At 69.9% G+C, this 24,738-nt stretch carries 26 protein-coding genes; 12 read left to right on the top strand and 14 right to left on the bottom strand.

Features of this window, described 5'->3' with window-relative positions; genetic code table 11:
* Nucleotides 1–53: 53 nt before the first annotated feature.
* Entirely contained in the window at nucleotides 54–479 is a 426-nt protein-coding gene (locus tag ACQQ2N_RS02595; protein ID WP_440224113.1) for a CopD family protein, read from the bottom strand.
* 109 nt (nucleotides 480–588) lie between these two features.
* Between ACQQ2N_RS02595 and ACQQ2N_RS02590 the strand changes: the two genes are divergently transcribed.
* The 5 genes from ACQQ2N_RS02590 to ampE all read left to right on the top strand — a co-directional run bounded on the left by ACQQ2N_RS02590 (nucleotide 589) and on the right by ampE (nucleotide 4,037).
* Nucleotides 589–1,305, top strand: a complete 717-nt coding sequence (locus ACQQ2N_RS02590) for a DUF6776 family protein (protein WP_440224112.1) — start codon at nucleotides 589–591, stop codon at nucleotides 1,303–1,305.
* On the top strand, nucleotides 1,292–1,693 hold the full coding sequence (locus ACQQ2N_RS02585; RefSeq protein WP_440224111.1) for a bactofilin family protein: 402 nt from the start codon (nucleotides 1,292–1,294) through the stop codon (nucleotides 1,691–1,693). Before ACQQ2N_RS02590 ends, ACQQ2N_RS02585 begins: the two co-directional genes overlap by 14 nt.
* A gap of 68 nt (nucleotides 1,694–1,761) precedes the next feature.
* Nucleotides 1,762–2,130, top strand: a complete 369-nt coding sequence (erpA, locus tag ACQQ2N_RS02580) for an iron-sulfur cluster insertion protein ErpA (protein WP_440224110.1) — start codon at nucleotides 1,762–1,764, stop codon at nucleotides 2,128–2,130.
* 16 nt (nucleotides 2,131–2,146) lie between these two features.
* On the top strand, nucleotides 2,147–3,115 hold the full coding sequence (gene nudC, locus ACQQ2N_RS02575) for an NAD(+) diphosphatase (RefSeq protein WP_440224109.1): 969 nt from the start codon (nucleotides 2,147–2,149) through the stop codon (nucleotides 3,113–3,115).
* A 58-nt stretch (nucleotides 3,116–3,173) separates the two neighbouring features.
* Nucleotides 3,174–4,037: a regulatory signaling modulator protein AmpE gene (ampE, locus tag ACQQ2N_RS02570; protein WP_440224108.1), complete on the top strand. Its 864-nt coding sequence runs from the start codon at nucleotides 3,174–3,176 to the stop codon at nucleotides 4,035–4,037.
* Between the two features lie 9 nt (nucleotides 4,038–4,046).
* On the opposite strand, the gene ACQQ2N_RS02565 is transcribed toward ampE, so the two are convergent.
* Nucleotides 4,047–5,933 (bottom strand): MFS transporter, encoded by a 1,887-nt coding sequence (locus tag ACQQ2N_RS02565; RefSeq protein ID WP_440224107.1) that lies wholly within the window; start codon nucleotides 5,931–5,933, stop codon nucleotides 4,047–4,049.
* 161 nt (nucleotides 5,934–6,094) lie between these two features.
* On the opposite strand from ACQQ2N_RS02565, the gene ACQQ2N_RS02560 reads away from it, so the two are divergent.
* Both ACQQ2N_RS02560 and ACQQ2N_RS02555 read left to right on the top strand, forming a co-directional pair.
* Complete coding sequence (locus ACQQ2N_RS02560; protein WP_440224106.1) at nucleotides 6,095–7,756, top strand: tetratricopeptide repeat protein; 1,662 nt, start codon at nucleotides 6,095–6,097, stop codon at nucleotides 7,754–7,756.
* An 85-nt stretch (nucleotides 7,757–7,841) separates the two neighbouring features.
* Entirely contained in the window at nucleotides 7,842–8,291 is a 450-nt protein-coding gene (locus tag ACQQ2N_RS02555) for an ATP-binding protein (RefSeq protein ID WP_440224105.1), read from the top strand.
* Nucleotides 8,292–8,301: 10 nt separating this feature from the next.
* On the opposite strand, the gene purD is transcribed toward ACQQ2N_RS02555, so the two are convergent.
* From purD to prmA, 5 genes are all read right to left on the bottom strand, one after another.
* Nucleotides 8,302–9,588: a phosphoribosylamine--glycine ligase gene (gene purD, locus ACQQ2N_RS02550; protein ID WP_440224104.1), complete on the bottom strand. Its 1,287-nt coding sequence runs from the start codon at nucleotides 9,586–9,588 to the stop codon at nucleotides 8,302–8,304.
* Nucleotides 9,589–9,640: 52 nt separating this feature from the next.
* Nucleotides 9,641–11,218 (bottom strand): bifunctional phosphoribosylaminoimidazolecarboxamide formyltransferase/IMP cyclohydrolase, encoded by a 1,578-nt coding sequence (gene purH / locus ACQQ2N_RS02545; protein WP_440224103.1) that lies wholly within the window; start codon nucleotides 11,216–11,218, stop codon nucleotides 9,641–9,643.
* A 79-nt stretch (nucleotides 11,219–11,297) separates the two neighbouring features.
* Complete coding sequence (locus ACQQ2N_RS02540; protein ID WP_440224102.1) at nucleotides 11,298–11,576, bottom strand: helix-turn-helix domain-containing protein; 279 nt, start codon at nucleotides 11,574–11,576, stop codon at nucleotides 11,298–11,300.
* 146 nt (nucleotides 11,577–11,722) lie between these two features.
* Nucleotides 11,723–12,520: a zinc-ribbon and DUF3426 domain-containing protein gene (locus ACQQ2N_RS02535; protein ID WP_440224101.1), complete on the bottom strand. Its 798-nt coding sequence runs from the start codon at nucleotides 12,518–12,520 to the stop codon at nucleotides 11,723–11,725.
* 34 nt (nucleotides 12,521–12,554) lie between these two features.
* Complete coding sequence (gene prmA, locus ACQQ2N_RS02530) at nucleotides 12,555–13,454, bottom strand: 50S ribosomal protein L11 methyltransferase (RefSeq protein ID WP_440224100.1); 900 nt, start codon at nucleotides 13,452–13,454, stop codon at nucleotides 12,555–12,557.
* Nucleotides 13,455–13,597: 143 nt separating this feature from the next.
* Between prmA and ACQQ2N_RS02525 the strand changes: the two genes are divergently transcribed.
* Nucleotides 13,598–14,524 carry a 2OG-Fe(II) oxygenase gene (locus ACQQ2N_RS02525; RefSeq protein ID WP_440224099.1) on the top strand — a complete coding sequence of 309 codons (927 nt, stop codon included), beginning with the start codon at nucleotides 13,598–13,600 and terminating at the stop codon, nucleotides 14,522–14,524.
* Between the two features lie 6 nt (nucleotides 14,525–14,530).
* Here the strand turns inward: ACQQ2N_RS02525 and ACQQ2N_RS02520 are convergent, their stop codons facing one another.
* Genes ACQQ2N_RS02520 through aroQ form a run of 4 tightly spaced genes read right to left on the bottom strand, consistent with a single transcriptional unit; the run spans nucleotide 14,531 to nucleotide 18,447 of the window.
* Nucleotides 14,531–16,078: a glucosyltransferase domain-containing protein gene (locus tag ACQQ2N_RS02520; RefSeq protein WP_440224098.1), complete on the bottom strand. Its 1,548-nt coding sequence runs from the start codon at nucleotides 16,076–16,078 to the stop codon at nucleotides 14,531–14,533.
* A gap of 27 nt (nucleotides 16,079–16,105) precedes the next feature.
* A complete protein-coding gene (gene accC / locus ACQQ2N_RS02515; protein ID WP_440224097.1) occupies nucleotides 16,106–17,473 on the bottom strand; it encodes an acetyl-CoA carboxylase biotin carboxylase subunit in 1,368 nt (455 codons plus the stop codon).
* A gap of 14 nt (nucleotides 17,474–17,487) precedes the next feature.
* Nucleotides 17,488–17,961: an acetyl-CoA carboxylase biotin carboxyl carrier protein gene (gene accB, locus ACQQ2N_RS02510; RefSeq protein WP_440224096.1), complete on the bottom strand. Its 474-nt coding sequence runs from the start codon at nucleotides 17,959–17,961 to the stop codon at nucleotides 17,488–17,490.
* 42 nt (nucleotides 17,962–18,003) lie between these two features.
* Entirely contained in the window at nucleotides 18,004–18,447 is a 444-nt protein-coding gene (gene aroQ, locus ACQQ2N_RS02505; RefSeq protein ID WP_440224095.1) for a type II 3-dehydroquinate dehydratase, read from the bottom strand.
* A gap of 559 nt (nucleotides 18,448–19,006) precedes the next feature.
* Between aroQ and ACQQ2N_RS02500 the strand changes: the two genes are divergently transcribed.
* The 4 genes from ACQQ2N_RS02500 (at nucleotide 19,007) to ACQQ2N_RS02485 (ending at nucleotide 21,452) form a co-directional block, all read left to right on the top strand.
* Nucleotides 19,007–19,981, top strand: coding sequence for a hypothetical protein (locus ACQQ2N_RS02500; protein ID WP_440224094.1), 975 nt, complete (start codon nucleotides 19,007–19,009; stop codon nucleotides 19,979–19,981).
* A gap of 45 nt (nucleotides 19,982–20,026) precedes the next feature.
* Nucleotides 20,027–20,551 (top strand): GTP-binding protein, encoded by a 525-nt coding sequence (locus tag ACQQ2N_RS02495; RefSeq protein ID WP_440224093.1) that lies wholly within the window; start codon nucleotides 20,027–20,029, stop codon nucleotides 20,549–20,551.
* Nucleotides 20,548–21,003: a roadblock/LC7 domain-containing protein gene (locus ACQQ2N_RS02490; RefSeq protein WP_440224092.1), complete on the top strand. Its 456-nt coding sequence runs from the start codon at nucleotides 20,548–20,550 to the stop codon at nucleotides 21,001–21,003. Before ACQQ2N_RS02495 ends, ACQQ2N_RS02490 begins: the two co-directional genes overlap by 4 nt.
* A gap of 89 nt (nucleotides 21,004–21,092) precedes the next feature.
* Complete coding sequence (locus tag ACQQ2N_RS02485; protein ID WP_440224091.1) at nucleotides 21,093–21,452, top strand: hypothetical protein; 360 nt, start codon at nucleotides 21,093–21,095, stop codon at nucleotides 21,450–21,452.
* 36 nt (nucleotides 21,453–21,488) lie between these two features.
* On the opposite strand, the gene ACQQ2N_RS02480 is transcribed toward ACQQ2N_RS02485, so the two are convergent.
* The 3 genes from ACQQ2N_RS02480 to cutA all read right to left on the bottom strand — a co-directional run bounded on the left by ACQQ2N_RS02480 (nucleotide 21,489) and on the right by cutA (nucleotide 24,695).
* Nucleotides 21,489–22,055: a redoxin family protein gene (locus ACQQ2N_RS02480; RefSeq protein WP_440224090.1), complete on the bottom strand. Its 567-nt coding sequence runs from the start codon at nucleotides 22,053–22,055 to the stop codon at nucleotides 21,489–21,491.
* 1 nt (nucleotide 22,056) lies between these two features.
* Nucleotides 22,057–24,291: a protein-disulfide reductase DsbD family protein gene (locus ACQQ2N_RS02475; protein WP_440225702.1), complete on the bottom strand. Its 2,235-nt coding sequence runs from the start codon at nucleotides 24,289–24,291 to the stop codon at nucleotides 22,057–22,059.
* An 83-nt stretch (nucleotides 24,292–24,374) separates the two neighbouring features.
* On the bottom strand, nucleotides 24,375–24,695 hold the full coding sequence (gene cutA, locus ACQQ2N_RS02470; protein WP_440224089.1) for a divalent-cation tolerance protein CutA: 321 nt from the start codon (nucleotides 24,693–24,695) through the stop codon (nucleotides 24,375–24,377).
* Nucleotides 24,696–24,738: the final 43 nt, after the last annotated feature.

Genomic DNA, 24,738 nt, shown 5'->3' with positions numbered 1-24,738 from the left:
GGTGTCCCCTGTGCAAAGACGCGGCGACTATAGCAGCGCGCGCATGTCCGGCGTCAGAACGGCTTGACCACGACCAGGACCACGATGCCGACCAGCAGCAGGACCGGTGCTTCATTGAACAGGCGCAACCACCGGCTCGAGCGCGTGTTGGCGTCACGCGCGAACGTGCGCACCATGCGCGCGAGGGTGACGTGGTAGGCGACCAGCAGCACGACGAGGGCGAGCTTGGCGTGGAACCAGCCGCCGAGGAAGCCCGCGCCATGCGCCATCCACCATGCCGCGAGCGCGATGCCGAACACGGCGGCCAGCGTGCCGCCGATGTGGGTCATGACGAGCAGGCGGCGCTCCATGACCTTGAGGCGCTCGCGCACGACCGGCTCGCGGGCTTCGGCGTGGTAGACGAACAGCCGCGGCAGGTAGAACAGCCCGGCGAACCAGGTCACGACGAACACCACGTGGAAGGCCTTGAGCCAGAGCATCGGTGTGAGCGTGCGTGCCGGAGGGCGCGCGAGTATAGCGTTGCTTGACGCCCCGCCGCCGGCGTGGCTATAAGCGCGTTCCGTTCAGCTTCGCCTGCCTTCCCCCGCGATGCCCACGCCCCGTTTCGAGGTCCGTCCGTTCGATCCCGCGCGCGCGCGACGCCAGCGCCTGCTGCTTGCGCTCGCATGGCTCGGCTCGCTGCTGGTGGTGATCGCGGCAACGGCGCTTTTCGTCGAGCGCAGGACGGCATCGCACGAGGGGCGGGCCGTCGTCGACACGGCGGATACCGACGCACTCAAGGCACGCATCGCGATCCTCGAGCGCTCCGAACAGGTCGCCAAGGCGGCGCTCACGGACCTGCAGCGCACCTTGCGCGATCGCGAGGAAGAGATCGCCGGCGTGCGCACCGATCTGGCGTTCTACGGCCGCCTCGTCGGCGGACAGCGCCGCGAGGGGCTCGCGATACACGCCCTCACGCTGGCGCCTGTCGCAGGATCACGTGCCTGGAACCTGCGCGCGACGCTGACCCAGAACTTCAAGCGCGGCGCCGAGACCAAGGGCCGCTTCGTCGTCACGGTCACCGGTGTTCGCGAAGGCCAGCTCGCGACGCTGTCGTGGGGCGAACTGACGCAGCAGTCGTCGGATGGCGGAATTGCTTACGCGTTCAAGTATTTCCAGCAGATCGACGGCACCATCATGCTCCCGGAAGGCTTCGAGCCGAACCGCGTGCGCGCCACCGCCGAAGGGGACGGCGGCAAGGCGGAGCAGGAATTCAACTGGAACGACGCGGCCAAGGCCGAGGAGACGACCGATGTTCGGCAATGACAAGCGCAACGGCCATGCCGTGGCCGCGATCACGACCCTGATCGCCGAAGGCACCACGATCCGCGGCGACATCGAGTTCGCGGGTGGCCTGCACCTGGACGGCACCGTCGAGGGCGCGGTCAACGGGCAGGGCGACAAGGCCGTGCTGACGCTCAGCGACAAGGGCTGCGTGAAAGGCGAGATCCGCGCACCGAACGCGGTCATCAACGGCCGTGTCGAGGGCGACGTGTTCGTCGGTGAGCGACTCGAGCTCGCGCTCAACGCGCGTGTCGACGGCAACGTCTACTACAAGCTGCTCGAGATGGCCGCGGGTGCCCAGATCAACGGCAAGATGGTCTACCAGGCCGAACCGCCGCGTCAGCTGAGCGGCCCGTCCGCGGATGCTTGAAACGGCGCCATCCGCTACGATCTCCTTCTGATCGACCGGAGGGGCCTGCCCTCCGCCGGACCGCGACGATGAGCACCGCCAGTACACCCTCCTATCTCGATGCCGACCAGTCTCCGCTGGTCTTCACGGCCGCGGCCGCGAGCAAGGTCAACGAGCTCATCGCCGAAGAAGGTAATCCGGACCTCAAGCTGCGCGTCTACATCAGCGGCGGCGGCTGCTCGGGCTTCCAGTACGGCTTCACGTTCGACGAGGAGCGTGCCGAGGACGACCTCGCGGTCGAGAAGGACGGCGTGCTGCTGCTGGTCGACCCGCTGAGCCTGCAGTACCTCGGTGGCGCCGAGATCGACTACACCGAGTCGCTGACCGGCGCCCAGTTCGTCATCCGCAACCCCAACGCGAAGACGACCTGCGGCTGCGGATCGTCGTTCGCGGTCTGATCCTGCCCGACGCCGCGTGAGCGCCGAACAGCGCAGCCTCCGCAACGTCTTCTCGCGCCTCGCGCTCGACCGCTGCAGCGAACACCGCCACGACGCCGACTGGCTCGCCGGCGCATTCGCGCGCGAGGGCGCGCGCTGCCTGCTGCTGCGTGCCGACGGCAAGGCGCTCGCCGGTGGCGACGGCGCCTCGCTGACGCTGCTCGACGTGCGCACGCGTGAAACGTTCGGCGACGCGCGCGGCGCCACCTTCCTCGGTTGCGACGACACGCAGGTGCCGTACTTCGCCCTCGTCGCCGATGCCGACCAGGCCGAACGCGCCGAGCGCGACCTCGGTGCGTTCGTCGACCTGCGCCGCGCCGGCCAGCGCATGGCCGCGTTCGAGGCCGGTCTCTTCGCGTACGCGCGCGGACTCACGCACTGGCAGTCGCGCACGCGCTGGTGCGGCGCCTGCGGCAGCGCGCTCTCGCTCGAGTGGGGCGGCCACCGCGCGCGCTGCCCGAATGCCGCCTGCGGCATCGAGCATTACCCGCGCACCGATCCCGCGATCATCGTCATCGTGACCTGGCGCGACGCCTGCCTGCTCGGCCGCCAGCCGAGCTGGCCCGAAGGGCGCTGGTCGACGCTCGCGGGTTTCGTCGAACCCGGCGAAACGCTCGAGGACGCGGTGCGCCGCGAGGTGTACGAGGAGGCCGGCGTGCGCGTCGTCGACTGCGACTACCACTCCTCGCAGCCGTGGCCGTTCCCGTCGTCGCTCATGCTCGGCTTCACGGCGCGTGCCGACGATCCGACGATCCGCGTCGGCGACGAACTCGCCGAGGCGCGCTGGTTCGAGGTCGATGCGTTCGTCGCCGGCGTGCGCGACGGTTCGATCGGACTGCCGCCGCCGCTGTCGGTGTCGTACCGCCTCATCGAGGACTGGCTGCTGCGCGCCGGTGGCCTCGAGCTCGACACGATCGCCGTCGCCAACCACGCCGCCTGGCGCTGACTGCGCGTCGCCGCGCGTGCGGCTACACTCCGGCGCATCCTCCGCCGGCGTGAATCCGATGGCCACCACCCTCCTCGCGATCGTCCTCGTCCTGCTCGCGTCGCACGCGCTGCCCGATCTCGCGCGTGCGCGCGACACGGGCTGGTTGCGCAGCCTCATGGCGCAGGCCGGCGATGGTGCACGTGCGCTGCTCGTGCCGCTCGCGGTACTCGTCGTCGTCGCTCTCGTGCAGGCTGCGCTCGGCGGGCGCGGTTACGGTTTCCCGGGCTTCGCGTTCGCGCTCGTCGTGCTGTACCTGTGCTGGGGACCGCGTGATCTGGATCGCGACATCGAAGCCGTGCTCAAGGCCCCCGACGGCGAGCGCCGCCGTGCCGCGGCACAGGCCCTCGCGCCCGATGGCGGCGTGTCGCCGCTGCCGTTCACGCCTGCGGCGGTCGTCGAGGCGAGCGTGTGGTCGGCCCTGCAGCGTCACGCCGGCGTGCTGTTCTGGTTCGTCGTGCTCGGCCCGTTCGGCGCGGTCGGCTACCGGCTCGTGCAGCTGCTCGCGCGCAACGATCGCTTCCGCGACCTCGTCGGTGCCCAGCGCGAGGCGCTCGAACGCACGGCGCTCGTACTCGACTGGGCGCCCGCCCACCTGTTCGCGCTGTCGATCGCGCTCGTGTCGGACTTCGACGCGGTGGTGCGTGCGTGGCGCGAGTACCACGCCTCGCACGGCAACGGCTACTTCACGCTCGACCTCGGTTTCCTCGGCGTGATCGCCAAGGCCGGCGTGGATGCCGACGTCGTGGCCGGCGACGGCGGCGAGGCCGATGTTGCGGATCCGGTCGCCGAACTCGCCGATGCACGTGTCGTGCTGCGACGCGTGCTCATGGTGTGGCTGGCCGTGCTCGCGGTGCTCGCGATCGGCGGCCTGTCGGCCTGACGCGAGGCTTCAGGCCCAGGCGCCGCGCAGCGCACGCACGCGCTTCTCGAGTTCCTCGGCGCTGGCCTGCGCCGGATCCACCGGCTCGCCCGCGACGAGCACGATGCGCGACCAGAACCGTCGTGGCAGGCGCGCGCGACCGAGGCGGCTGTCCTTGCGGCTGAAGATGCTGCCCCACAGGCCGCGGATCGCCAGCGGCACGACCGGCACCGGACGGCGCTCGAGGATGCGTTCGACACCCGAGCGGAACGTCGCGATCTCGCCGTCCATGGTGAGGCCGCCCTCGGGGAACAAGCAGACGAGGTCGCCCGCGGCGAGCGCGGCGTCGATCTCGTCGAATGCCTTGTCGAGCAGGGCGCGATCCTCCTTGACGCCGGCGATCGGGATCGCGCGTGCGGTGCGGAAGATGAAGCTCATGACCGGGATGTTGAAGATCTTGTAGTACATGACGAAGCGCGCCGGCCGGCGAACGCTGCCCGCGACGATCAGCGCATCCATGTAGCTGACGTGGTTGCAGACGAGCAGGGCGGGGCCTTCCTCGGGCACGTTGGCGAGTCCCTCGGTGCGGATGCGGTACAGCGTGTTGACGAGGATCCAGCTCAGGAACCGCATCAGGAACTCGGGCACGAGGGTGTAGATGTAGATCGCGACGGCCGCGTTGAGGATCGCGACGACGAGGAAGATCTGCGGAATCGTGAGGCCGAGCGCGGTCAGGCCGAGGCCGAGGCCAGCCGAGACGACCATGAAGAGCGCGTTGACGACGTTGTTGCCGGCGATCACGCGCGACAGCTCGCTGCGGTCGGTGCGGCTCTGCACGAGCGCGAACAGCGGCACGATGAACAGGCCCGCGAACAGGCCGATCAGCACGAGGTCGATGATCACGCGCACGCTGCCCGGCGCGAGCACGAACTCCCAGGCGCCGAGACCCGCCAGCGTCGCCGCGACCGGACGTGCGAAGTAGAGGTCGACCGCGAACACGGTCATGCCGATCGAGCCGAACGGCACGAGGCCGATCTCCACCTTGTGGCCCGACAGGCGCTCGCACAGCAGCGAGCCGATGCCGACGCCGACCGAGAACAGCGCGAGTGTGAGGTTGAGCACGCCTTCGCCGCCACCGAGGAACACCTGCGTGTAGGTCGGCAGCTGCGCCGTGAACACGGTGCCGAAGAACCAGAACCACGAGATGCCGAGGATCGCGTTGAAGATCGTGCGGTCCCTGGTCACGTAGCGCATGACGCGCACGGTCTCGCTGAAGGGATTCCAGTTGAATTTCAGGTCCGGCGCGGTCGCCGGCGCGGGCGGGATCGCACGTGCGGTCAGGTAGCCCACGACGGCGACCGTCACGACGAGGATCGAGGCGGCGGTTTCCCCGGTGCCACCGAGTGCCATGAGCGAGCCACCAGCCATCATTCCGATCAGGACCGCGAGCGACGTGCCCATCTCGACGAGGCCGTTGCCGCCGACGAGCTCCTTCTGCTCCAGGGCCTGCGGCAGGATCGCGTACTTGATCGGCCCGAACATCGTCGAATGCAGGCCCATCAGGAACAGCACCACGAACAGCAGCCAGACCTGGTGGGCGTGGAACGCGTAGACGGCCACGCCCATCGCGGCGATCTCGAACAGCTTCACGTAGCGGATCAGGCGCGTCTTCTCGAACATCTCGGCGATCTGGCCCGCGCTGGCCGAGAACAGGAAGAACGGCAGGATGAAGATCGCCGGCGCGATCATCGCGTAGAAGTTGGACTGCTCCGTCGCCAGGCCCAGGTGGAACGTGATCAGCATGATCATGCTGGCCCGGTAGGCATTGTCGTTGAACGCACCGAGCGCCTGGGTGGCGAAGAACGGCGCGAAACGGCGCGTGCGCAGCAGCGAGAACTGGTTGCCGGTGTCGGACATGGTGGGCGGGGCTGGTGGAGGGCCCGCGCAATCTAGCAGAGCGCCCCGCATGCCGGTCGCGCGGCAAGGCTGAATGAACCGGCGGCGCCACGCGTTGTCCGGCACGTGGGCGCGCGCAAGCCGGTAAACTGTGCCGCTTCCCCGTCCCCGGCTGTGCGTGCATGACCTCCCGACTCGCCCTCCTGCTGTCCCTGTGCCTGGCCGCGCCCGCGATGGCGCAGAACCTCAAGCCGCTGCCGACCCCCGACCTGTCCGGGCTCTCGGCCGACCAGAACGCCGGCTTGCGCGAGGCACGCGCGAACTTCGATCGCGTGTCGAAGACCCTCGGCGGCGTCGAGCTCGCCGAGCTTTATGGCGACATCGGCGGCTTCTACGCGCGTGCGCGCATGCCCGAGGTCGCGCTCGTCGCGTTCGAGAACGCGGGCCAGATCCTTCCCGCCGACGACCGCTGGATCTACCTGCAGGGTGTCATGTTGCGCTCGACCGGCAAGACGGACGACTCGCAGAAGCGTTTCGAGCAGGCTTTCAAGCTCAACCCGTCCTACCTGCCGACGCGGCTTTCGATCGTCGCCGAGCGCATGCGCAAGGGCGATTTCGCGGGTGCGAAGAAGCTGCTCGAGGAATCGATCACGACCAATCCGAACCAGCCCGCACCGCAGGCGATGCTCGGCGAGATCGCGTTCCGCGAGAAGCGCTACGCCGATGCCTCGAGGCACGTGCATGCCGCGCTCATGCTGGATCCGCGCGCGACGTCGCTGTACGGCGCGCTCGCGCGTGCCGAACAGGCGGCCGGCAACCCCGACGCGGCGAAGATCGCGCAGGTGAAGTCCGGCGATGTTCCGCCGCGCCTCGATGATCCGCTGCTCGAGCGCATCATGCCGAGCGGCGCCGCGCCGGCACCTGCCGCTGCTGCGGCGAACCCGAACGAGGCGGTGCTCGGTGAGGTCGCCCTGCATCTCGCGACCGGCAAGCCCGACCTTGCGCGCAAGGCCCTCGATGCGGCGCTCAAGCGCACGCCGAAGGATCCGCTGCTGCTGGCGTCGTATGCGCGCGTCGAAGCATCCGCGGATCGCCTCGACGCGGCGAAATCGCGTGCGCGCGAGGCCGTCGCCGCGGATCCGAAGTCTCAGCCCGCGTGGATCACGCAGGGCATCATCCTCGAGATGGCCAGTGACGACGCCGGCGCGCGCGAGTCCTACCAGCGTGCGATCGCCGTGGACGCGCGATCGACGCGCCCGCATCTGCTCGCCGGCAACCTGGCCATGCGCACGGGCCGCGCGGGCGATGCGGTGACGGCCTACCGTGCCGTCGTCGGTGCGTCACAGGATGACGTGGACGGCTGGGCGCGCCTGCTCGCCGCCGAGTTCGTCGCGGGGCAGTGCCAGAACGGCGTGAAGGAAACGGCCGACAACGCGAAGCGCGCACCGCGCAACGCGCAGTTCGCCGAGCTCGCGATCCGCGCGGCGAGCACGTGCCGCGCGGCGACGCCAGCCCAGCGCCAGCAGGCGCTCGTCGACGCCGAAAATCTGTACAAGGGCGTGCAGAGCGACGTCGCGCAGGTCGGTGAAGCCTATGCGCTCGCGCTCGCTGCGAACGGCAAGTGGGAGGATGCCGCGCAGACCCAGGGTGGTGCGCTGTTCGAGGCCGTGCGCGTCGGCGATCCCGACGCCATCGCGCAGTACCGCGAGCTATACCAGCGCTTCGAAGCCAAGCAGCTGCCCGACATGCCCTGGGCGAGCACGCATGCCCTGCTCAAGCCGCAGCGTCCTTCCGCGGCTCCGCCGGCTCCCGCGCCGGCAGCCGCCACGCCGGCGGGGCGCTGATCGGCCTTGTTGCCACCGGCATGGGCTTGCGCGAGCATGCCCGTGCCGACCGCGCTGTCACGGCGCGGAGGCGGGGAGCCCTGGCATGCATGCGACCACGAGGGGCGCGGAGGCGCCCGCGCCACGCACGACGACGCGCCGGCATTACCGTGTCGCGCGCTCGCGCAAGGCGATAGGCCGCTTCGCCGACGCCCTCCTGCGTGACCTCGATCGCTGCGGCACGGGGGCGGAGCCGCGACAGGCGCTTGCGACGGTACTCGACGAACTGCTCGCCAACGTCGTCATGCACGCGCGTGACGCGCGTGGCGTGGTGCACGTGCACGTCAGGCGGCGTCGTGGCGGGATCGAGGCGCGCCTGCGTTACCGCGCGCGGGCTTTCGATCCCACCGCCCATGTTCCGGCGGCGGGCCCCGCATCGATCGCGGAGGCGCGCATCGGCGGCGCGGGCCTGCCGCTCGTGCGTGCGCTCACCTGCGGTTTCGACTACGCACGTCGGCGCGGCGAGGAGCGCTTGTTCGTGCGCGTCGCCGGGTGAGGCGCGTGCCTCAGTTCGTGCCGCGTGCGAGCGCGCGGTGGCCGATGTCGCGGCGGTGGAAACCGCCCTCGAAGCGCAGCATGCGCACGGCCGCGTAGGCACGCTCGCGCGCCGTGAGGATGTCGTCGCCGAGCGCGCATACGGTCAGCACGCGGCCGCCCGCGGTCACGACGTGACCGTCCTGCTCGCGGGTGCCGGCGTGGAACACCTTGGCGTCATGGCCCGGATCGTGGGCGAGGCCTTCGATCACGTCGCCCGTGCGGACCTTGGCCGGATAGCCGTGCGCGGCCATCACGACGCCGATCGCCGGACGCGGATCCCAGTCGGCCTTCGCATCGGCGATGCGGCCGTCCAGCGCGGCCTCGACGAGATCCACGAGATCCGAGCGCAGACGCATCATGATCGGCTGCGTTTCGGGATCGCCGAAGCGCACGTTGAACTCGATGACTTTCGGTGCGCCGTCGCGGTCGATCATGAGACCTGCGTAGAGGAAGCCCGTGAACGGCGCACCTTCGGCGGCCATGCCGGCGAGCGTGGGATTGATGACCTCGTCGAGGATGCGGCGCTCGACGTCGGGCGTGACCACGGGCGCGGGCGAGTAGGCGCCCATGCCACCCGTGTTCGGGCCGGTATCGGCGTCGCCGACGCGCTTGTGGTCCTGGCTCGTGGCCATCGGCAGCGCGTGCGCGCCGTCGGCGATCACGATGTAGCTGGCTTCCTCGCCTTCGAGGAATTCCTCGATGACGACGCGCGCCGACGCATCGCCGAGCGAGTGCGCGCCGAGCATGTCGCGCAGTGCCTGTTCGGCGTCGCCGAGTGTCAGCGCCACCACCACGCCCTTGCCCGCGGCGAGGCCGTCGGCCTTGATCACGATCGGCGCGCCGTGCTGGCGCACGTGGGCGAGCGCACGGTCGAGTTCGGTGAACACGGCGTAGTGCGCGGTCGGGATGTTGTGGCGTGCGAGGAAGTCCTTGGTGAACGCCTTCGAGCCCTCGAGCTGGGCGGCGATGCGGCCCGGGCCGAAGCAGGCGAGGCCTGCGGCGCGGAAGCGGTCGACGATGCCGAGCACGAGCGGGCCCTCGGGGCCGACCACGGTCAGCGCGACGCCTTCGTCGCGCGCGAGCGCGAGCAGTCCGTCGAGATCGGTCGCGGCGACGTCGACGTTGCGCACGCCGGGCTCGGTCGCGGTACCGGCGTTGCCGGGTGCGACGAGCACCTCGTCGACGCGTGCAGACTGCGCGAGCTTCCAGGCCAGCGCGTGCTCGCGGCCGCCGGATCCGATGACGAGGACTTTCATGGGTGCACCTGCGGGGAGTGGGACGACGCGGCGCGGGTTCGCGCCGCGGGGCTCAGTGGCGGAAGTGGCGCACGCCCGTGAACACCATCGCGATGTCGTTGGCGTCCGCGGCGGCGATCACTTCGCTGTCGCGCATCGACCCGCCGGGCTGGATCACCGCGCGGATGCCCGCCGCTGCGGCGGCGTCGATGCCGTCGCGGAACGGGAAGAACGCGTCGCTGGCCATGACGCTGCCGCGCACCTCGAGGCCGGCTTCCTCGGCCTTCATCGCGGCGATGCGCGCGCTGACCACGCGGCTCATCTGACCCGCGCCGATGCCGATCGTGCGGCCGCCGCGCGCGTACACGATCGCGTTCGACTTCACGTACATCGCGACGTGCCAGGCGAACAGCAGGTCGCGCAGTTCGTCGGTGTCGGGCACGCGCTTCGTGACGACCTTGAGGTCGCTGAGCAGCAGCGTGTCGCGGTCGACGTCCTGGGCGAGCAGGCCGCCGGCGATGCGCTTGTACTCGACCGTCGCCGGGGCATGCTCGGGCCATTCGCCGGTCGCGAGCACGCGCACGTTCGGCTTCTTCGCGAACGCGGCGAGCGCGGCGTCGTCGACTTCGGGCGCGATGACGACCTCGACGAACTGCTGCTCGAGGATGCGCGCCGCGGTGGTCGCGTCGAGGCGCTGGTTGAACGCGATGATGCCGCCGAACGCCGAGACCGGATCGCAGGCGTAGGCGTGCGCGTAGGCTTCGGCCGCGCTCGTGCCGAGCGCGACGCCGCAGGGGTTGGCGTGCTTGACGATCACGCAGGCCGGCGTGCGCTGGAACGCCTTGACGCACTCGAGCGCGGCGTCGGCATCGGCGATGTTGTTGTAAGAGAGTTCCTTGCCGGCCAGCACGCGCGCGGTCGCGATCGTGCCCGCGGGCGCGTCGTGGTCGACGTAGAGCGCGGCACCCTGGTGCGGATTCTCGCCGTAGCGCAGGGTCTGGCGGCGCGTACCGGACAGGTGCAGCGTCGGCGCGAACGGCTCGACCGTGTCGCCGGCGACGCGCGAGCCGAGCCAGCTCGCGATGCGGCCGTCGTAGTTGGCGGTGTGCGCGAAGCCCTTCGCGGCGAGGCGGCGGCGCAGCGCGAGCGAGGTACCGCCGTGCGCGAGGGCCTCGAGGATCTCGGCGTAGTCGGTCGGGTCGACCGAGACGACGACGTGCTCGTGGTTCTTCGCTGCGGCGCGCAGCATCGCGGGGCCGCCGACATCGATGTTCTCGATCGCGTCCTCGAGCGTGCAGTCGGGCTGCGCGACGGTCGCCTCGAACGGGTAAAGGTTCACGACGAGCAGGTCGATCGGCGTGATGCGGTGTTCGGCCATGACCGCGTCGTCGATGCCGCGGCGCCCGAGCAGGCCGCCGTGCACGAGCGGATGCAGCGTCTTGACGCGCCCGTCCATGATCTCGGGGAAGCCGGTCAGTGCGCTGACCTCGGTGACGGGCAGGCGCGCTTCGCGCAGCGATCGCGCGGTGCCGCCGGTCGACACCAGTTCGATGCCGAGCGCGTCGAGGCCGCGAGCGAAGTCGTGGAGTCCTGTCTTGTCCGAGACGCTCAGCAGCGCGCGGCGGACAGGGACGAGCGTGGCATCGAACATCGTGCGTGGTCTGCGGGCGTGGCGGGGCGCGCAGTATACCGGCGCAGGCGGGCCACGTTCAGCGCGGTACGTCGCCGCGTCAGCTCAGGCCGTACTGCGCGAGCTTCTTTCGCAGCGTCGCGCGATTGATGCCGAGTGCGGCCGCGGCCTTGCTCTGGTTGTTGCCGTACCACGCCATCACTTCGCGCAGCAGCGGCTGCTCGACTTCGCCGAGCACGAGCGCGTGCAGGCCCTCGGAGGGCTGCGACTCGACGTCGGTGAGGTAACGCCGCACGGCGCGCGCGACGCACTCGCGCAGGGCGGGTTGCAACGAAGGATCCTGCGCGACATCGGCGCGCAGCGGCGTAACGGCATTCACTGGGAGGACGCCCCCGGATCAGGTGTTCTCGAGACGATCCGTCGCTTGCGCGGATTCGGCAAGGCGTACGGGGAATGGATACTACGCCGGTGCGGGCGGGTTGGTAAGTGCCGCGTCACGCGATGTGACGTTTCCGGCGGCCCGTTTCACTCGAAACGGAACTCGAACGCGACCGCGTCCTTGCCCGGATCGGCCACCTCGAACACGAGTGCGGCGTTGGCCGCGGGCGCGAGGCCGGCGGCGCGTGCTTCGGCGTCGGGGATGTACTCCGAAGGCGCGAAGCGACGCATCGCGATGCGCGTCTCGTCGAGGTCCGAGAGCGTGATCTCGACGGTCGGATAGGGCTGGGTGAAGTCGGCGGCGTTCTGGAGCGTCGCCGAGATGATGAGCGCGTTGGGCACCGAAGGGTGTGGGCGGATGTCGCGCGAGACGAGTTGCAGAAGGTCGCGGTCGCGGTGCATCGGCAGCGTGCAGCCGAGCGTCGCACACGCTCCCGCGAGCCACGGGCGTACGCGTGCATCGTCCATCCAGCGTGCGCGCTCGGCCCATGCGACCTGTGCGCAGAGCGCGACGAGCAGCAGCGCGTTGCCGAGGATCCACGGCCATGTGCGCCGGTGCTCGGCGGGGCGCGTCTTGCGCGTGAACTGCGGCGGCGCGACCGGGCCGCGTGCGCCGCCGCGGCGGCGGTCGTCGGGATCGAAGAACAGCGAACCCTGCGTGGAGACCGGAGGACGGAACACGGGTGCGCCGAGCGCGGGCGGCGCGAGCAGGTCGACGTGACGGTCGAGCTCGCCGATCGGTTCGGGCGGCAACTGCTCGCACAGCGTGACGAGCGCATCGAACGTGGCGTTGCAATGCGTACAGCGCACCTGGCCGCGTGCGGCGGCGAGTTCGCTCGCGCCGAGCTTGAAGATGGTCAGGCATTCGGGGCATTGCGCGAACATGTGCGGAGTGTAGCGGCAGCGCCGCCGCGTGCGCTCAGGCGCGGCGGCGGCCGTCGATGCGAATCCAGTCCTCGCGCTGCGTCGCCCGCAGGTCGTCGAACCATTCCGCGTAACGCTCGAGCAGGTCCTCGTGCTGCCCGGCGAGGATGCCCGACAGCGCGAGCAGGCCACCGGGCTTCACCGATTCGGCGAAGCGCGGCGCGAGTTCGTGCAGCGGCCCGGCGAGGATGTTGGCGACGAGGATGTCGACCGGCGCGGGCGCGGACTCGTCGGGCAGCGCGAGCGCGATGCGATCGGCGACGTCGTTGCGTGCGGCGTTGTCGCGGCTCGCGTCGATTGCCTGCGGATCGTTGTCGATCGCGAGCACGTGCGCGGCACCGAGCCGTGCGGCGGCGATCGCGAGGATGCCCGATCCGCAGCCGTAGTCGACGACGTCCATGCCGGCGAGATCGAGTCCGTCCAGCCACTCCAGGCACAGCGCCGTGGTCGGGTGGGTACCGGTACCGAAGGCGAGTCCCGGATCGAGGCGCACGATCACGTCGTCGCCGGACTCGGGCGGTTCGATCGTCCACGGGTAGATCCACGTGCGGCGGCCGAAGCGCATCGGCTTGAACTGGTCCATCCACGCGCGCGTCCAGTCCTGGTCGTCGACCTCGCGGAACGCGACCTGTTCGGGCGAGAGATCGGGCAGCAGCTCGCCGAGCACGTGGACGAGGCCGGCACGATCGGTGCCGGATTCGAACAGCGCGTTGAGCACGACCTGGTCCCACAGCGGGGTCTCGCCGACGCCGGGTTCGAGGATCGCGTGCTCGTTGGAGGTGTCGGCATCCGCGTCGAGCAGCGTGATCGACAGCGCACCGACGTCCTCGAGCGCGGTTTCGACGGCGTCCTGCTGGTCGGCGCGCAGCGTCAGGGAGAGTTCGAGCCAGGGCATCGTGGGGGCGTTCGGTACGGCGGGACGCGCGAGGATAGGGGTTCACGCATGCGGTCGCCATCGCGCCGCGCGATGGGCGCACCGATACCATGCGGCGCGCGCCGCCCCTAAACTCGCGGTTTCGCCTGCACGACGCCGAGCCGATGCCCTCCGAAGCACCCCTCGACATCCTCGCTTCCCGGTTGCGAGCGCCCGATCCCTCGCGGCGCGAGGCGTTCGCGACGGCGTCACCGTTCCCGCACCTCGTCATCGACGATTTCCTCGACGAGGCCTTCGCACGCGAACTGCTTGCGACCTTCCCGGCCTTCGAGCGCGGCAACTCGGTCGGCGACGACGGCAGGCAGGGCGGCAAGTCGACCGTTGATCGCCTGCGCGGCCTCGGCGACGCCTACGCGTGCCTCGATGACGCGATCCGCAGTCCCGCGTTCCTCGCCTGGCTCGGCGAGGCCACCGGCATCGACGCGCTGCTCTACGACCCGTGGTACCTCGGCGGTGGCACGCACGAGAACCGCAACGGCGTGAGCCTCGACCCTCACGTGGACTTCAACTACCACCCGAGCGAGCGCTGGCACCGTCGCCTCAACCTCATCGTCTACCTCAATCCGCGCTGGGAGGCGGACTGGGGCGGTTGCCTCGAACTGTTCCGCGATCCGTCGACCGAGGCCAAGCCCGCGCATCGCATCGCACCCGTGTTCAACCGCTGCGTGGTGTTCGAGACCTCCGAGCGTTCGTGGCATGCGTTCGACACGATCCGCCTGCCCGAAGCCGAGGCGTCGCTGACGCGCCGCTCGATCGCGTTGTACTTCTACACGAAGGATCGACCCGTCGAGGAAACCGCGGAGCGGCATACGACGTACTACGTGAACCGCCAGCTGTCGGAGCGCTTCGCCGAAGGGCATGCCTTGACGCGCGATGACGTCACCGAGCTGCAGCGCCTCGTTGCCGAGCGCGACGCGCACATCCGCATGCTCTACGCCGAGAACACGAGCCTGCGCGCGGCGCAGGACAAGGGCCTGACCGGCCACCTGCTGTATCTGGCCAAGCGCGCCTACGTGCGCTTCCGGCGCTGATGCGGATCAGCCGGCCGGCGCTTCGGCCGGAGCACGGCAGGCGAAGGCAGGTTCGCGCCTGAAGTCGGCGACCGCGACGTCGCCGACGAGGCGCAGCACATAGGCCTGCCGCGTGCGCGACACCGACGCGGCGCAGAAGCGCCCGGCGTCGAGCGCTTCGTCGGCGCGGCGCAGCAGCGGCACCACGTCGACATGCTGGCCGAGGAAAGCACGCGTGTTGAAGTCGTCCTCGCGCAGGTACGACGGCACGAGCGCGCGCAGCAGCGGCAACTCGGCCTGCATGCGCGCGACGACGATCGCCGCACCGGCCGAACCGGTCACGACGACGCCCCGCACCTGCGCGCGCGATGCGATGTCCGCGAGATCGTCGGCGAGATCCTGCGCGATGCGGCGCTCGTAATGGCCTTGTTGTCGTGCCGCGCTCGAATACGCACCCGCGGCGACCGCGAACGCGAGTGCGAAGCTGCCTGCGGCGAAGGCCTGCCCGTGCAGGTACCTTCCCCGCAGCGCGACATGCAACGCGACGAGGCCGGCTGCGACTAGCGCACCGACGCCCGGCAGCACACGCGGCACGAGCAGCGGATCGGCGAGCAGCAGCATCGGGCCGGCGACGCTCGCGAGCGCAGCCAGCACGATCAGCGGCAGCGCGACGAGCTGCAGCGCGGTGTCACGAGGGCCGCGTGTCGTCCGCGTGGCGACGATGCGGCGCGCGGCCAGCACGAGCGGCAGCGCGAACGCGAGCACGAGCGCCGGCGCGAGCATCGCCCACATCTTCGGCGGGAACGCCTGCGTCACGTACGTGCCGAAGGCGCCGACATTGTCGATCACGACATTCGCTTCGGACGGCGAGCGGATCATCGCACCGCGTTCCGCGATCCAGCCCTTGATCGAGCGCGCGAACGCGAGCTGGTAGACCAGTGCGGCCGCGCCGCCCTGCAGCACGCGCACCACGAGCAGGCGCAGGCGGGCGCCGAGGCCTGACGTCGACATCGGCGCGACCGCGGCTTCGAGCAGCGCGAAGATCACGAACACCGTGATCGCGGGCTGGTACAGCGCAAGGCTCGCGAGCAGCACGAGCGCGCCGCGCCATGAGTGCAGGCGTTCGGGCGACACGACGGGCAGCAGTGCGAGCGCGACGGCGAGCGCCATGAACGGTGCGTCGAAACGGAACGCGAGGTTCTCGAGGAAGAACGGCTGGGCGCCGAGCGGCAGCGCGACGAGCACGCCGAGCCACGCCGGTGTCACCGCGAAGCGGCGTGCGACGAGCATGCCGGCCCAAGCGAGCGCGAGCACCGCGAGCAGCTGGGGCAAGGGGGCGAGATCGATCACGCGGCTCGCGCCGAACTGCAGCACGCGCATGAGCGCGTTGGTGAGATGGCGGCCGTTCTCGGTCCAGCCGTAGTTGCCGGACAGCGCGCGCAGCAGGTCGTCGTTGGTGTGGCGATCGGCGAGCAGGACCGGCAGCAGGATCGCGACGAACAGCAACGTCGCGAGGCCGCCGAACACGACGCCGTCGCGCGCGGGCGGCGCGGCCGTCCGTGGCGAGTCGATCATGGCGTCGTGCCCCGGAGGCCGGTCACGTCAGCCGAGGCCGAGGGCTTTTTCCTTCGCCTCGGCCATGCGCTTCTCGAGGTAGTGGATGTTCATGCCGCCGGCCTGGAAGCCGCCGTCGGCCATGATGCGCTGCTGCAGCGGCAGGTTGGTCTTGACGCCTTCGATCACGACTTCGGCGAGCGCGTTGCGCATGCGTGCGACGGCGGTGGCGCGGTCGCGCCCGTGCACGATGAGCTTGCCGATCATCGAGTCGTAGTTCGGCGGGATGCGGTAGCCGTCGTAGATGTGCGTGTCCATGCGCACACCGGGCCCGCCCGCGGCGAGGAAGCGCTTGACCGTACCCGGGCTCGGCATGAACGTGTCCGGATCCTCGGCGTTGATGCGGCATTCGATCGCGTGGCCGGTCAGGCGCACGTCTTCCTGGCGGATCGACAGCTTCTCGCCGGCCGCGATGAGCAACTGCTCGCGCACGAGGTCGATGCCCGTGATCATCTCGGTGACCGGGTGCTCGACCTGGATGCGCGTGTTCATCTCGATGAAGTAGAAGCGGCCGTCCTCGAACAGGAACTCGAACGTGCCGGCGCCGCGGTAGTTGATGCGCAGGCAGGCTTCGACGCAGACGCGGCCGATCTCGGCACGCAGCTCCTCGGTGACGCCCGGTGCGGGTGCTTCCTCGACGACCTTCTGGTGGCGGCGCTGCATCGAGCAGTCGCGCTCGCCGAGGTGGATCGCGCTGCCCTGGCCGTCGGCGAGCACCTGGATCTCGACGTGGCGCGGGTTCTCGAGGAATTTCTCCATGTAGACCTGATCGTTGCCGAACGCGGCCTTGGCCTCGGTCTTGGTCATCGCGATCGCGTTGCCGAGATGGGCCTCGGTGTGCACGACGCGCATGCCGCGGCCACCGCCGCCGCCGGCCGCCTTGATGATGACCGGGTAGCCGATGTCGCGCGCGATGCGCGTGTTCTCGACGATGTCGTCGCCGAGCGGACCGCCCGAGCCCGGCACGCACGGCACGCCAGCGGCCTTCATCGCGCGGATCGCCTCGACCTTGTCGCCCATCAGGCGGATCGTGTCGGCACGCGGGCCGATGAAGACGAAGCCCGACTGCTCGACGCGCTCGGCGAAGTCGGCATTCTCGGAGAGGAAGCCGTAACCCGGATGGATCGCCTGAGCATCGGTGACCTCGGCGGCCGAGATGATCGCGGGCACGTTGAGGTAGCTCTCGGCGGCGGGGCCGGGACCGATGCAGACGGACTCGTCGGCCATGCCGACATGCTTGAGGTTGCGGTCCACGGTCGAGTGCACGGCGACGGTCTTGATGCCGAGCACGTGGCAGGCGCGCAGGATGCGCAGCGCGATCTCGCCGCGGTTGGCGATGACGACTTTGTCCAGCATGCGATGTGCTCCGGTCAGCCGATCACGAACATCGGCTCGTCGTACTCGAGCGGCTGGCCGCTCTGCACGAGGATCGCGAGGACCGTGCCGGAGACCTCGGCCTCGATCTGGTTGAACATCTTCATCGCCTCGATGATGCCGAGCGTGTCGCCGGCCTTGACGGCCTGGCCGACCTTCACGAACGCGGGCGCCTCGGGATTCGGCGAGGCGTAGAACGTGCCGACCATCGGCGAGCGCACCGTGTGGCCTTCCGGCACGTCCTTGCCCGCGGCAGGCGCGGCTTCCGCGGCGGCGGGCGCGGCGACGGCGCGCGGCGCCTCGGCCTGGACCTGCTGCGGCATCACCGCGGCAGGCGCCGCGTAGACGGGCGCGGCGCCCTTCGGGTAGCGCGACAGACGGACGATCTCCTCGCCCTCCTTGATCTCGAGTTCGGCGAGGTTGGACTCCTCGAGGAGGTCGATGAGCTTCTTGATCTTGCGCAGGTCCATGGGGTTTCTCGGCGGATGCTTCGCGGACGAAGCGATCGGGAGTCAGGCCGGCGCCAGCTGGCGCACGACGAACTCGAGGGCCATGCGGTAGCTGTCGGCACCGAAACCGGTGACGACGCCGCGCGCGATGGGGGACAGGTACGAATGCTGGCGGAACGCTTCGCGCGCGTGCACGTTGGACAGGTGCACCTCGACGAACGGGATCGCGACGCCGGCGAGGGCGTCGCGCAAGGCGATGCTCGTATGCGTGAACGCGCCCGGGTTGAACACGATCCAGGGGACGCCCTCGTCGCGCGCGGCATGGATGCGCTCGACGAGCACGTGCTCGGCGTTTGACTGCAGGGCGACGAGCGTGTGCCCGGCGGCCTGCGCGATGGCAGCGAGGCCGGCGTCGATCTCGCCGAGTGTCGTGCGGCCGTAGACCTCCGGCTCGCGCGTGCCGAGCAGGTTGAGGTTGGGGCCGTGCAGGACGAGGATCGTGGACACGAAAGGCCGGGCGTCTGCGATTCAAACAGGACCGCTAGTGTCGGCCAAGGTGAGGGTTGTGTCCAGATCGACGATGTTCGGCGAAATTGCGCGGACCACCGCGCCGGTGCATCATGCCGTCGTCGCTCGACTGCGTGTCGTCGTCAGGCGGGATGCGAGCTTCGACGCGGTTCGTTTTCGCCACGATGTATCGCGAGGTCATGGCGTTTCGCGGGTGTCACGCATGCACCGGAGTGGCGCGTGCGGATGTTCCGCGGAATCGGCGCATGCCGTCGCAGTCTGACATTCGCTGCCGTATGTACGGATGGCGGCGTGGCGATCCGCGATGCGTCGCGCGATCGATGCATCGATTCTTCACAATCGAGGGTCGCCGCGATGAGGCCCGCTCTGGCTGAATGTGAATATCGGTCATGATTCGCGCCCGTCGAGCCTTCTTCGCAGGGCTGGCGTGTAGATTGCATTACCCCCGCTGTCGATCGCCGGCGAGCTGCCGGGATCCCTCAGGGATCGGACCGCATGGGCGGTCGCACGACGTGGTCCTCCAGAGGAAATCCGTGTGGTGGCTCTGCGCAATTCCGACTTCGATGCGGCTTCGCCGCATGGCTCACCCAAGGCAGGCATCACGCTGGCCGTCGGGCATCTGGGCGCGTTCGACCAGCAGACCGTGCGCACGATGCTGCAGACGCTCGTCACGCGGCTGAGCGCGTACTTCCGCATCGTCGACGGTACCGAGGGCGATCTCGTGCTGCTCGAGCATCCGACCGACGCCGAGCTGTTCCTTCTGCGCGCGAACGTGACGCCGGGTACCGGCGACGTGAAGCTGCCGCGGCCTCTGCGCCTCATGCCGCTCGCCGACGGTCTCAACGCGATGATCGACATCGTGCGCCCGCTCGCGCAGGAGCCTGCGCGGGATCCCGAACACACCCTTCTGCGCGTGCTCGATCGTCCGGCCACGCACTCGATGCGCCTCGTTGGCGAGTGGGGCACGTGCTGGATGTATGCCGGCACCGACGATGTCGTCTTCGATCGTCCGCTCACGCTCGTCGCGCGCGCGCTCGCCAACGGCGCGGTCGTCGGCGAAGTCGAGACCGTGACCTACGAGACCGTGGCGCTCGCCGCGCGCGACGGCCGCCCGCGCCTGCGCCGCGACGAAGTGCGCTGGCTGATCGGCCCGAGTGCCGAGCTTCAGCGTGCGACCCACATCAAGCTCATGCAGCCGGAAGCCTGGCTCAAGCTGCAGGTGTGGCCTAACCTCGCGCGCCTGCCCCAGCACATGCGCTGGCTCGACGTGTTCGCGGCGATGCACGACGGCATTCCCGCCACCGAAGCCCTGCGTCGTGCAACCGATGCGGGCCTCTCCGAAGCCGATGCGCGCCGTGGCATCTGCATGCTGCTGCAGCTCGGCTACGCGAACCTGCGCATGCAGCCTGTCGCCCAGGTCACCACGGCACCGTCGATCGCCGACAAGCGCGAGACATCGTCGTTCCTGCAGCGCATCCGCAACAAGCTGCGCCAGATCATCGAAACCGCTTAACCTATCCTGGCGGTATGCGCCGTCGCTCCGTGCAAGGACAGTCCCATGCAGGATCACAAGCTGTTGTTCATCGGTTCGCCCGGCGTCGGCAAGACCACGGCGATCTGCACGGTCAGCGACTATCCGCCCGTCAGCACCGAAGTGCCGTCGACCGACGAGCATCGCCAGACCACGGTCGCACTCGACTTCGGCGAGCTCACGCTCGACGACGGCGAGATGCTGCGTCTCTATGGCGTGCCGGGCCAGGACCGCTTCGACTTCATCTGGCCGCTCATCGCCGACGGTGCGATGGGTCTCATCGTGCTCATCGACGTGACCAAGCCCGACGTGCTCGGCACGCTCGACGGCTACCTCGACCGCTTCTCGGAGTTCGTCGCGCGCATGCCCGCGATCGTCGCGGTGACGCGCCTGCAGCCCGGCAGCACACCGGGCGTGTCGGATGTCGTCGCGCATCTCGGTCGCCGCGGGCTCGACCTGCCCGTCGTCGCGATGGATCCGCGTGAGCGCCAGGACGTCCTGTTCCTCGTCAGCATGGTCGTCGCGCGCATCGAAAGGCGGATTGCGGCATGAGTGCCGAGAACGTGCAGGGCGCGCCCGTGCGGCTGTCGCCGTTCGAGGTGTTCTTCCCCGATGCTGCGCAGCGCGAGGCCTGCCTCGCCGCGATGGCACGCATGATGGGCAGCGTCACCGGTGCTTACGCGAGCGTGCTCGCGACGATCGACGGCCAGCCCGTCACGCATTCGGCCACGGGCGAGTGGCGTCCCGCGCGTGTCGCCGCGATCGTCGGTTCGCTGTGTGCGCTCGGCGAGACGCTCGGCAAGGAGATCAACCAGCGTACCTGCCGCAACGTGCTGCTCGAGACCGAGACCGGCCTCGCCGTCGTGCAGAGGCTGCCCGCGCCTGCCGAACGCCTGGTCCTGTTGACGGCGAGCAACCGCGAGACCAACCTCGGCGTGCTGCTGACCTTCAGCCGTACCTGCGCTGCGGCGATCGCTCGCATCGCAGCCGCCCCGCGCGGCTGAGTTCCCCCGCGTCGCCGGTCGGTCCGGCGGGCCGCGCACATCCTTCGTTCGGTGTTGTCCGAATTCCCCTGGTTCGCTGGAGATCCGCCATGTCCAACATCAAAGAAAGCCTTGCCAAGCTCCTCGAGATCGACGGTGCGATCGCCGCGGCGGTCGTGGATTCGACGAGCGGCCTGCTGCTCGGCAAGGAAGGCTCGGGCGTTGACCTCGATCTGGCCGGTGCCGGCAATACCGAGGTCGTGCGCGCCAAGCTCAAGACCATGCGTTCGCTCAACCTCGACGACAAGATCGAGGACATCCTCATCACGCTCGACAAGCAGTACCACATCATCCGCCCGGTCGATTCGGCCGAAGGCCTGTTCATCTACCTCGTGCTCGTCAAGGAGCGTGCGAACCTCGCGCTCGCGCGCCGCAAGGTGCTCGACGTCGAGACGCAGCTGTCGATCTGATGCCGGGAGCCGGCGCGTTCGCGCCGGCGTCGGCGGTCACAGGTGCGGGGCCAGCCAGCGCTCGAGCCCTGCCTCGTCGAAGTTGCCGATCTTGGTCGCGACGATGCGTCCGTCGCGGCCGATGAGCACGTTGTACGGCAGCACGCTGCGCACGTTGCCGAAGCGCAGCGAGACATCGGTCGAGCCGCGGTTCGGCGCGTCGACGAGGATCGGATAGTCGACCGGATGCTGCGCGAGGAAGGCGAGCGCCGGTTCGGCGTCCTCGGCGGCGATGCCGATCACCTCGAGGCCCTTGTCGGCGTGCGTCGCGCGCACGCGGTCGAGCAGGGGCATCTCCTCGCGGCACGGTCCGCACCAGCTCGCCCAGAAGTTCAACAGCACGAGACGTCCGTCCCATTCGGACAGCCGGCGCGTCGCGCCGTCGCGGTCGGGCAGGGCGATGTCGTCGCGCGGGTCGCCGATGCCGAGCGTCGGCGTAGGTGGTGCGGCAGCATGCGGCGACACCGCGACGGGCGTCGGGCGCATCGCGAGGCTCAGGGCCAGGCCGGCCCCCGCACTCGCCACGGCGAGGAAGACGATGAGGACCTGCGTGCGGTCGAGCACGTCAGCGCGCCGCTGCCAGCGCGTCGTCGACGATGGCCGACGTCAGCAGCGTGGGCAGCACACGACCTTCCGGCGTGCCGGGCGTGAACACGACGTAGAGCGGCACGCCGACCGAGCGGTGCGCCTGCAGGAAGGCCGTGATCTCGGGATCGACATTGGTCCAGTCGCCTTTCATGTAGACCGCGTCGGTGCGCGCGAGCGTGGCGCGGAAGGCATCGGTGCCGAGCACGCTCTTCTCGTTGGCCTTGCAGGTCACGCACCAGTCGGCGGTCATGTTGACGAACACGGTGCGACCGTCGGCGCGCAGCTTCGCGAGCGCGTCGGCCGAGTAGGCGACCGTGCCGTCCGAGGCCACCGCGGCCTTCGATGGCGCTTCGAGTTGCGTGACCTTCCACAGCGGCCACAGCGCCGCGGCGAACACGATCGCGGCGAACACGCGCGCGGCGACGCTGCCGTTCCAGCGGCCGCGCTCGTACGCCCACAGCGCGAGCGCGAGCACGACGGAACCCGCGAGCACCCAGGCGATCGCGTCGACGCCGCGCTGCTGGCCGAGCACCCACACCAGCCACACGGCCGTCAGGTACATCGGGAACGCGAGCACCTGCTTGAACGTCTCCATCCACGCACCGGGCTTCGGCAGGCGCGACGCCAGTGCGGGCACGAAGCCGATCACGAGGAACGGCAGTGCGAGGCCGAGGCCGAGCGCGAGGAACACGAGCAGCGCGAGCACGGGCGACGACGCGAACGCGAACGCGAGCGCAGGGCCCATGAACGGTGCCGTGCACGGGCTCGCCACGATCACCGCGAGTACGCCCGTGAAGAAGTCGCCGGCGGGACCCGATCGGCTGGCGAGGCCCTGGCCGACGCCGGCGAGGCCCGCGCCGATCGTGAACACGCCCGACAGGCTCAGGCCGACCGCGAGCAGCACGTAGGCGAGGCCTGCGACGACGAGCGGCTGCTGCAGCTGGAAACCCCAGCCGAGCGCGGCGCCGGCCGAGCGCAGCGCGATCACGCCGAGGCCGATCGCGGCGAACGAGACGAGCACGCCGAGCGTGTACCAGAGCGCGTGCGTACGTGCCTTGGCGATGCTTTCGCCGCTCTGCGCGAGGCCGATGACCTTGAGCGACAGCACCGGCAGCACGCACGGCATGAGGTTGAGCACGATGCCGCCGAGCAGCGCGAACAGCAGCGCGCCGAGCATGCCGATCTCGCCGTCGCCGGGTGGCGTCGAGCGCAGCGCGTTCTCGGCCGAGGCATCCGCACCCGTGGCGGTCGTGGCCGGGGGCGGCGCAGGGACGAACGAGGCTGCGGCCGCGGCGAGCTCGGCATCGGTCGCCGTCGGCAGGTCGACCTCGACGAAGCGCTCCATGACCGGATAGCAGATGCCGTTTTCCTTGCAGCCCTGGAATTCGGCGCGCAGGCGCATCGTGCGCGCGGTGCCGTCGGGACGCTTGAGCGCGACCGGCAATTCGACCTGATTGAAGTAGACGACGACGCTGCCGAAGTGTTCGTCGGCGTGGTCGACGCCGGCCGGCCATGCGGGCTTGCCACCCTCGACGCCGCTGTCGTCGGCGATCGCGACGCTGCTCCTGTCGCGGTACAGGTAGTAGCCCTTCGGCATCGTCCAGCGCGCCAGCAGTTCGGTCGGGCCGACCGCGATCGCCTCGAACACGAAAGCCTGCTCGGCCGGCAGCGCCTCGACGTCGTCGACGACCGCGGCGGGTGCATTGCCGAACAGCTTCGATCCGCCGGGGTTGCCGAGCAGCGGTGCCGGCGCGGCGCCGGCCGAGCCTTCGGCGACCGGGATCGTGAGCTTCGTCGGGTGGGGCGGGTAGCAGATGAGCGGTTCGACCTCGTGGCAGCCCTGCACGGTGATCGTGACGTCGAACGAACGCAGGGCGGGATCGGTCACCGTGAACGGCAGGCGGCCGGCGACGGCGCCGTGATAGATCTCGACATCGCCGAAGAACTCGTCGTGCTTGGGTTTGCCGGGCGGCAGGTCGAGCGTGCCGAGGGTCACGCCGGGCGTCGACGTCTTCGCCTTGATGCGTTCGCGGTAGAGGTAGTAGTCGGGCGCGACGGTCCAGCGCAGGTCGACCGCATCAGGACCGGCCGTGTGCTCGAAGCGGAACGCCTGCTCGACCGGCAGGAGGTCGTCCTGGCCTTGCGCGAGTGCGCCCGTCGCGGGGACGAGGAGGGCGAGGACGGCGGCGAGAAGGCGCTGGAACACGGACACACTCCTGACGGACGGGACGGTGGCGCACGCGCCGCGGCGGCCTTCGGGCCATGCCGCGTCCGTGCCGGCGAGGCCGGCGGCGCTCACGCGAGTTGGGTCTGCCGGGCCACCCATGCAAGGTACGAGGCGTGGCCGGCGGCCGCTTCGACCGCGATTATCTCAGGCAGTTCATACGGATGCAGCTCGAGCAGGCGCGCGGCGAGGGCGTCGTGGCGCTCGCGCGTGGTCTTGGCCATGAGCAGCAGCTCGGCGTCGACATGCACCGCGTCCTGCCAGCGGTAGGTCGAGGTGAGGCCCGGAAGCACGCTCACGCAGGCGGCGAGGCGTTCGTCGACGAGCGTGCGCGCGATGCGCGCCCCGGTGTCGGCGTCGGGGACGGTGCTGTAGACGAGAAGGACGCTCATCGCGCCAGTGTGGCACGGCGCGTCGTCGTGCAACCGTGCGGGA

The sequence above is a fragment of the Dokdonella aquatica genome, assembly GCF_051987395.1.
Lineage (GTDB): Bacteria > Pseudomonadota > Gammaproteobacteria > Xanthomonadales > Rhodanobacteraceae > Dokdonella.
This window is presented reverse-complemented; position numbering and strand designations above follow the sequence as displayed.

Coding starts and splice junctions, on each gene's coding strand:
- ACQQ2N_RS02490 (WP_440224092.1), top strand. CDS start 20,548: ATGAGTGCCGAGAACGTGCAGGGCGCGCCCGTGCGGCTGTCGCCGTTC.
- ACQQ2N_RS02555 (WP_440224105.1), top strand. CDS start 7,842: ATGCATGCGACCACGAGGGGCGCGGAGGCGCCCGCGCCACGCACGACG.
- accB (WP_440224096.1), bottom strand. CDS start 17,961: ATGGACCTGCGCAAGATCAAGAAGCTCATCGACCTCCTCGAGGAGTCC.
- ACQQ2N_RS02525 (WP_440224099.1), top strand. CDS start 13,598: ATGCCCTCCGAAGCACCCCTCGACATCCTCGCTTCCCGGTTGCGAGCG.
- erpA (WP_440224110.1), top strand. CDS start 1,762: ATGAGCACCGCCAGTACACCCTCCTATCTCGATGCCGACCAGTCTCCG.
- ACQQ2N_RS02535 (WP_440224101.1), bottom strand. CDS start 12,520: ATGTTCGCGCAATGCCCCGAATGCCTGACCATCTTCAAGCTCGGCGCG.
- cutA (WP_440224089.1), bottom strand. CDS start 24,695: ATGAGCGTCCTTCTCGTCTACAGCACCGTCCCCGACGCCGACACCGGG.
- accC (WP_440224097.1), bottom strand. CDS start 17,473: ATGCTGGACAAAGTCGTCATCGCCAACCGCGGCGAGATCGCGCTGCGC.
- purD (WP_440224104.1), bottom strand. CDS start 9,588: ATGAAAGTCCTCGTCATCGGATCCGGCGGCCGCGAGCACGCGCTGGCC.
- ACQQ2N_RS02485 (WP_440224091.1), top strand. CDS start 21,093: ATGTCCAACATCAAAGAAAGCCTTGCCAAGCTCCTCGAGATCGACGGT.
- ACQQ2N_RS02560 (WP_440224106.1), top strand. CDS start 6,095: ATGACCTCCCGACTCGCCCTCCTGCTGTCCCTGTGCCTGGCCGCGCCC.
- ampE (WP_440224108.1), top strand. CDS start 3,174: ATGGCCACCACCCTCCTCGCGATCGTCCTCGTCCTGCTCGCGTCGCAC.
- ACQQ2N_RS02590 (WP_440224112.1), top strand. CDS start 589: ATGCCCACGCCCCGTTTCGAGGTCCGTCCGTTCGATCCCGCGCGCGCG.
- ACQQ2N_RS02565 (WP_440224107.1), bottom strand. CDS start 5,933: ATGTCCGACACCGGCAACCAGTTCTCGCTGCTGCGCACGCGCCGTTTC.
- prmA (WP_440224100.1), bottom strand. CDS start 13,454: ATGCCCTGGCTCGAACTCTCCCTGACGCTGCGCGCCGACCAGCAGGAC.
- purH (WP_440224103.1), bottom strand. CDS start 11,218: ATGTTCGATGCCACGCTCGTCCCTGTCCGCCGCGCGCTGCTGAGCGTC.
- ACQQ2N_RS02595 (WP_440224113.1), bottom strand. CDS start 479: ATGCTCTGGCTCAAGGCCTTCCACGTGGTGTTCGTCGTGACCTGGTTC.
- ACQQ2N_RS02520 (WP_440224098.1), bottom strand. CDS start 16,078: ATGATCGACTCGCCACGGACGGCCGCGCCGCCCGCGCGCGACGGCGTC.
- ACQQ2N_RS02495 (WP_440224093.1), top strand. CDS start 20,027: ATGCAGGATCACAAGCTGTTGTTCATCGGTTCGCCCGGCGTCGGCAAG.
- ACQQ2N_RS02585 (WP_440224111.1), top strand. CDS start 1,292: ATGTTCGGCAATGACAAGCGCAACGGCCATGCCGTGGCCGCGATCACG.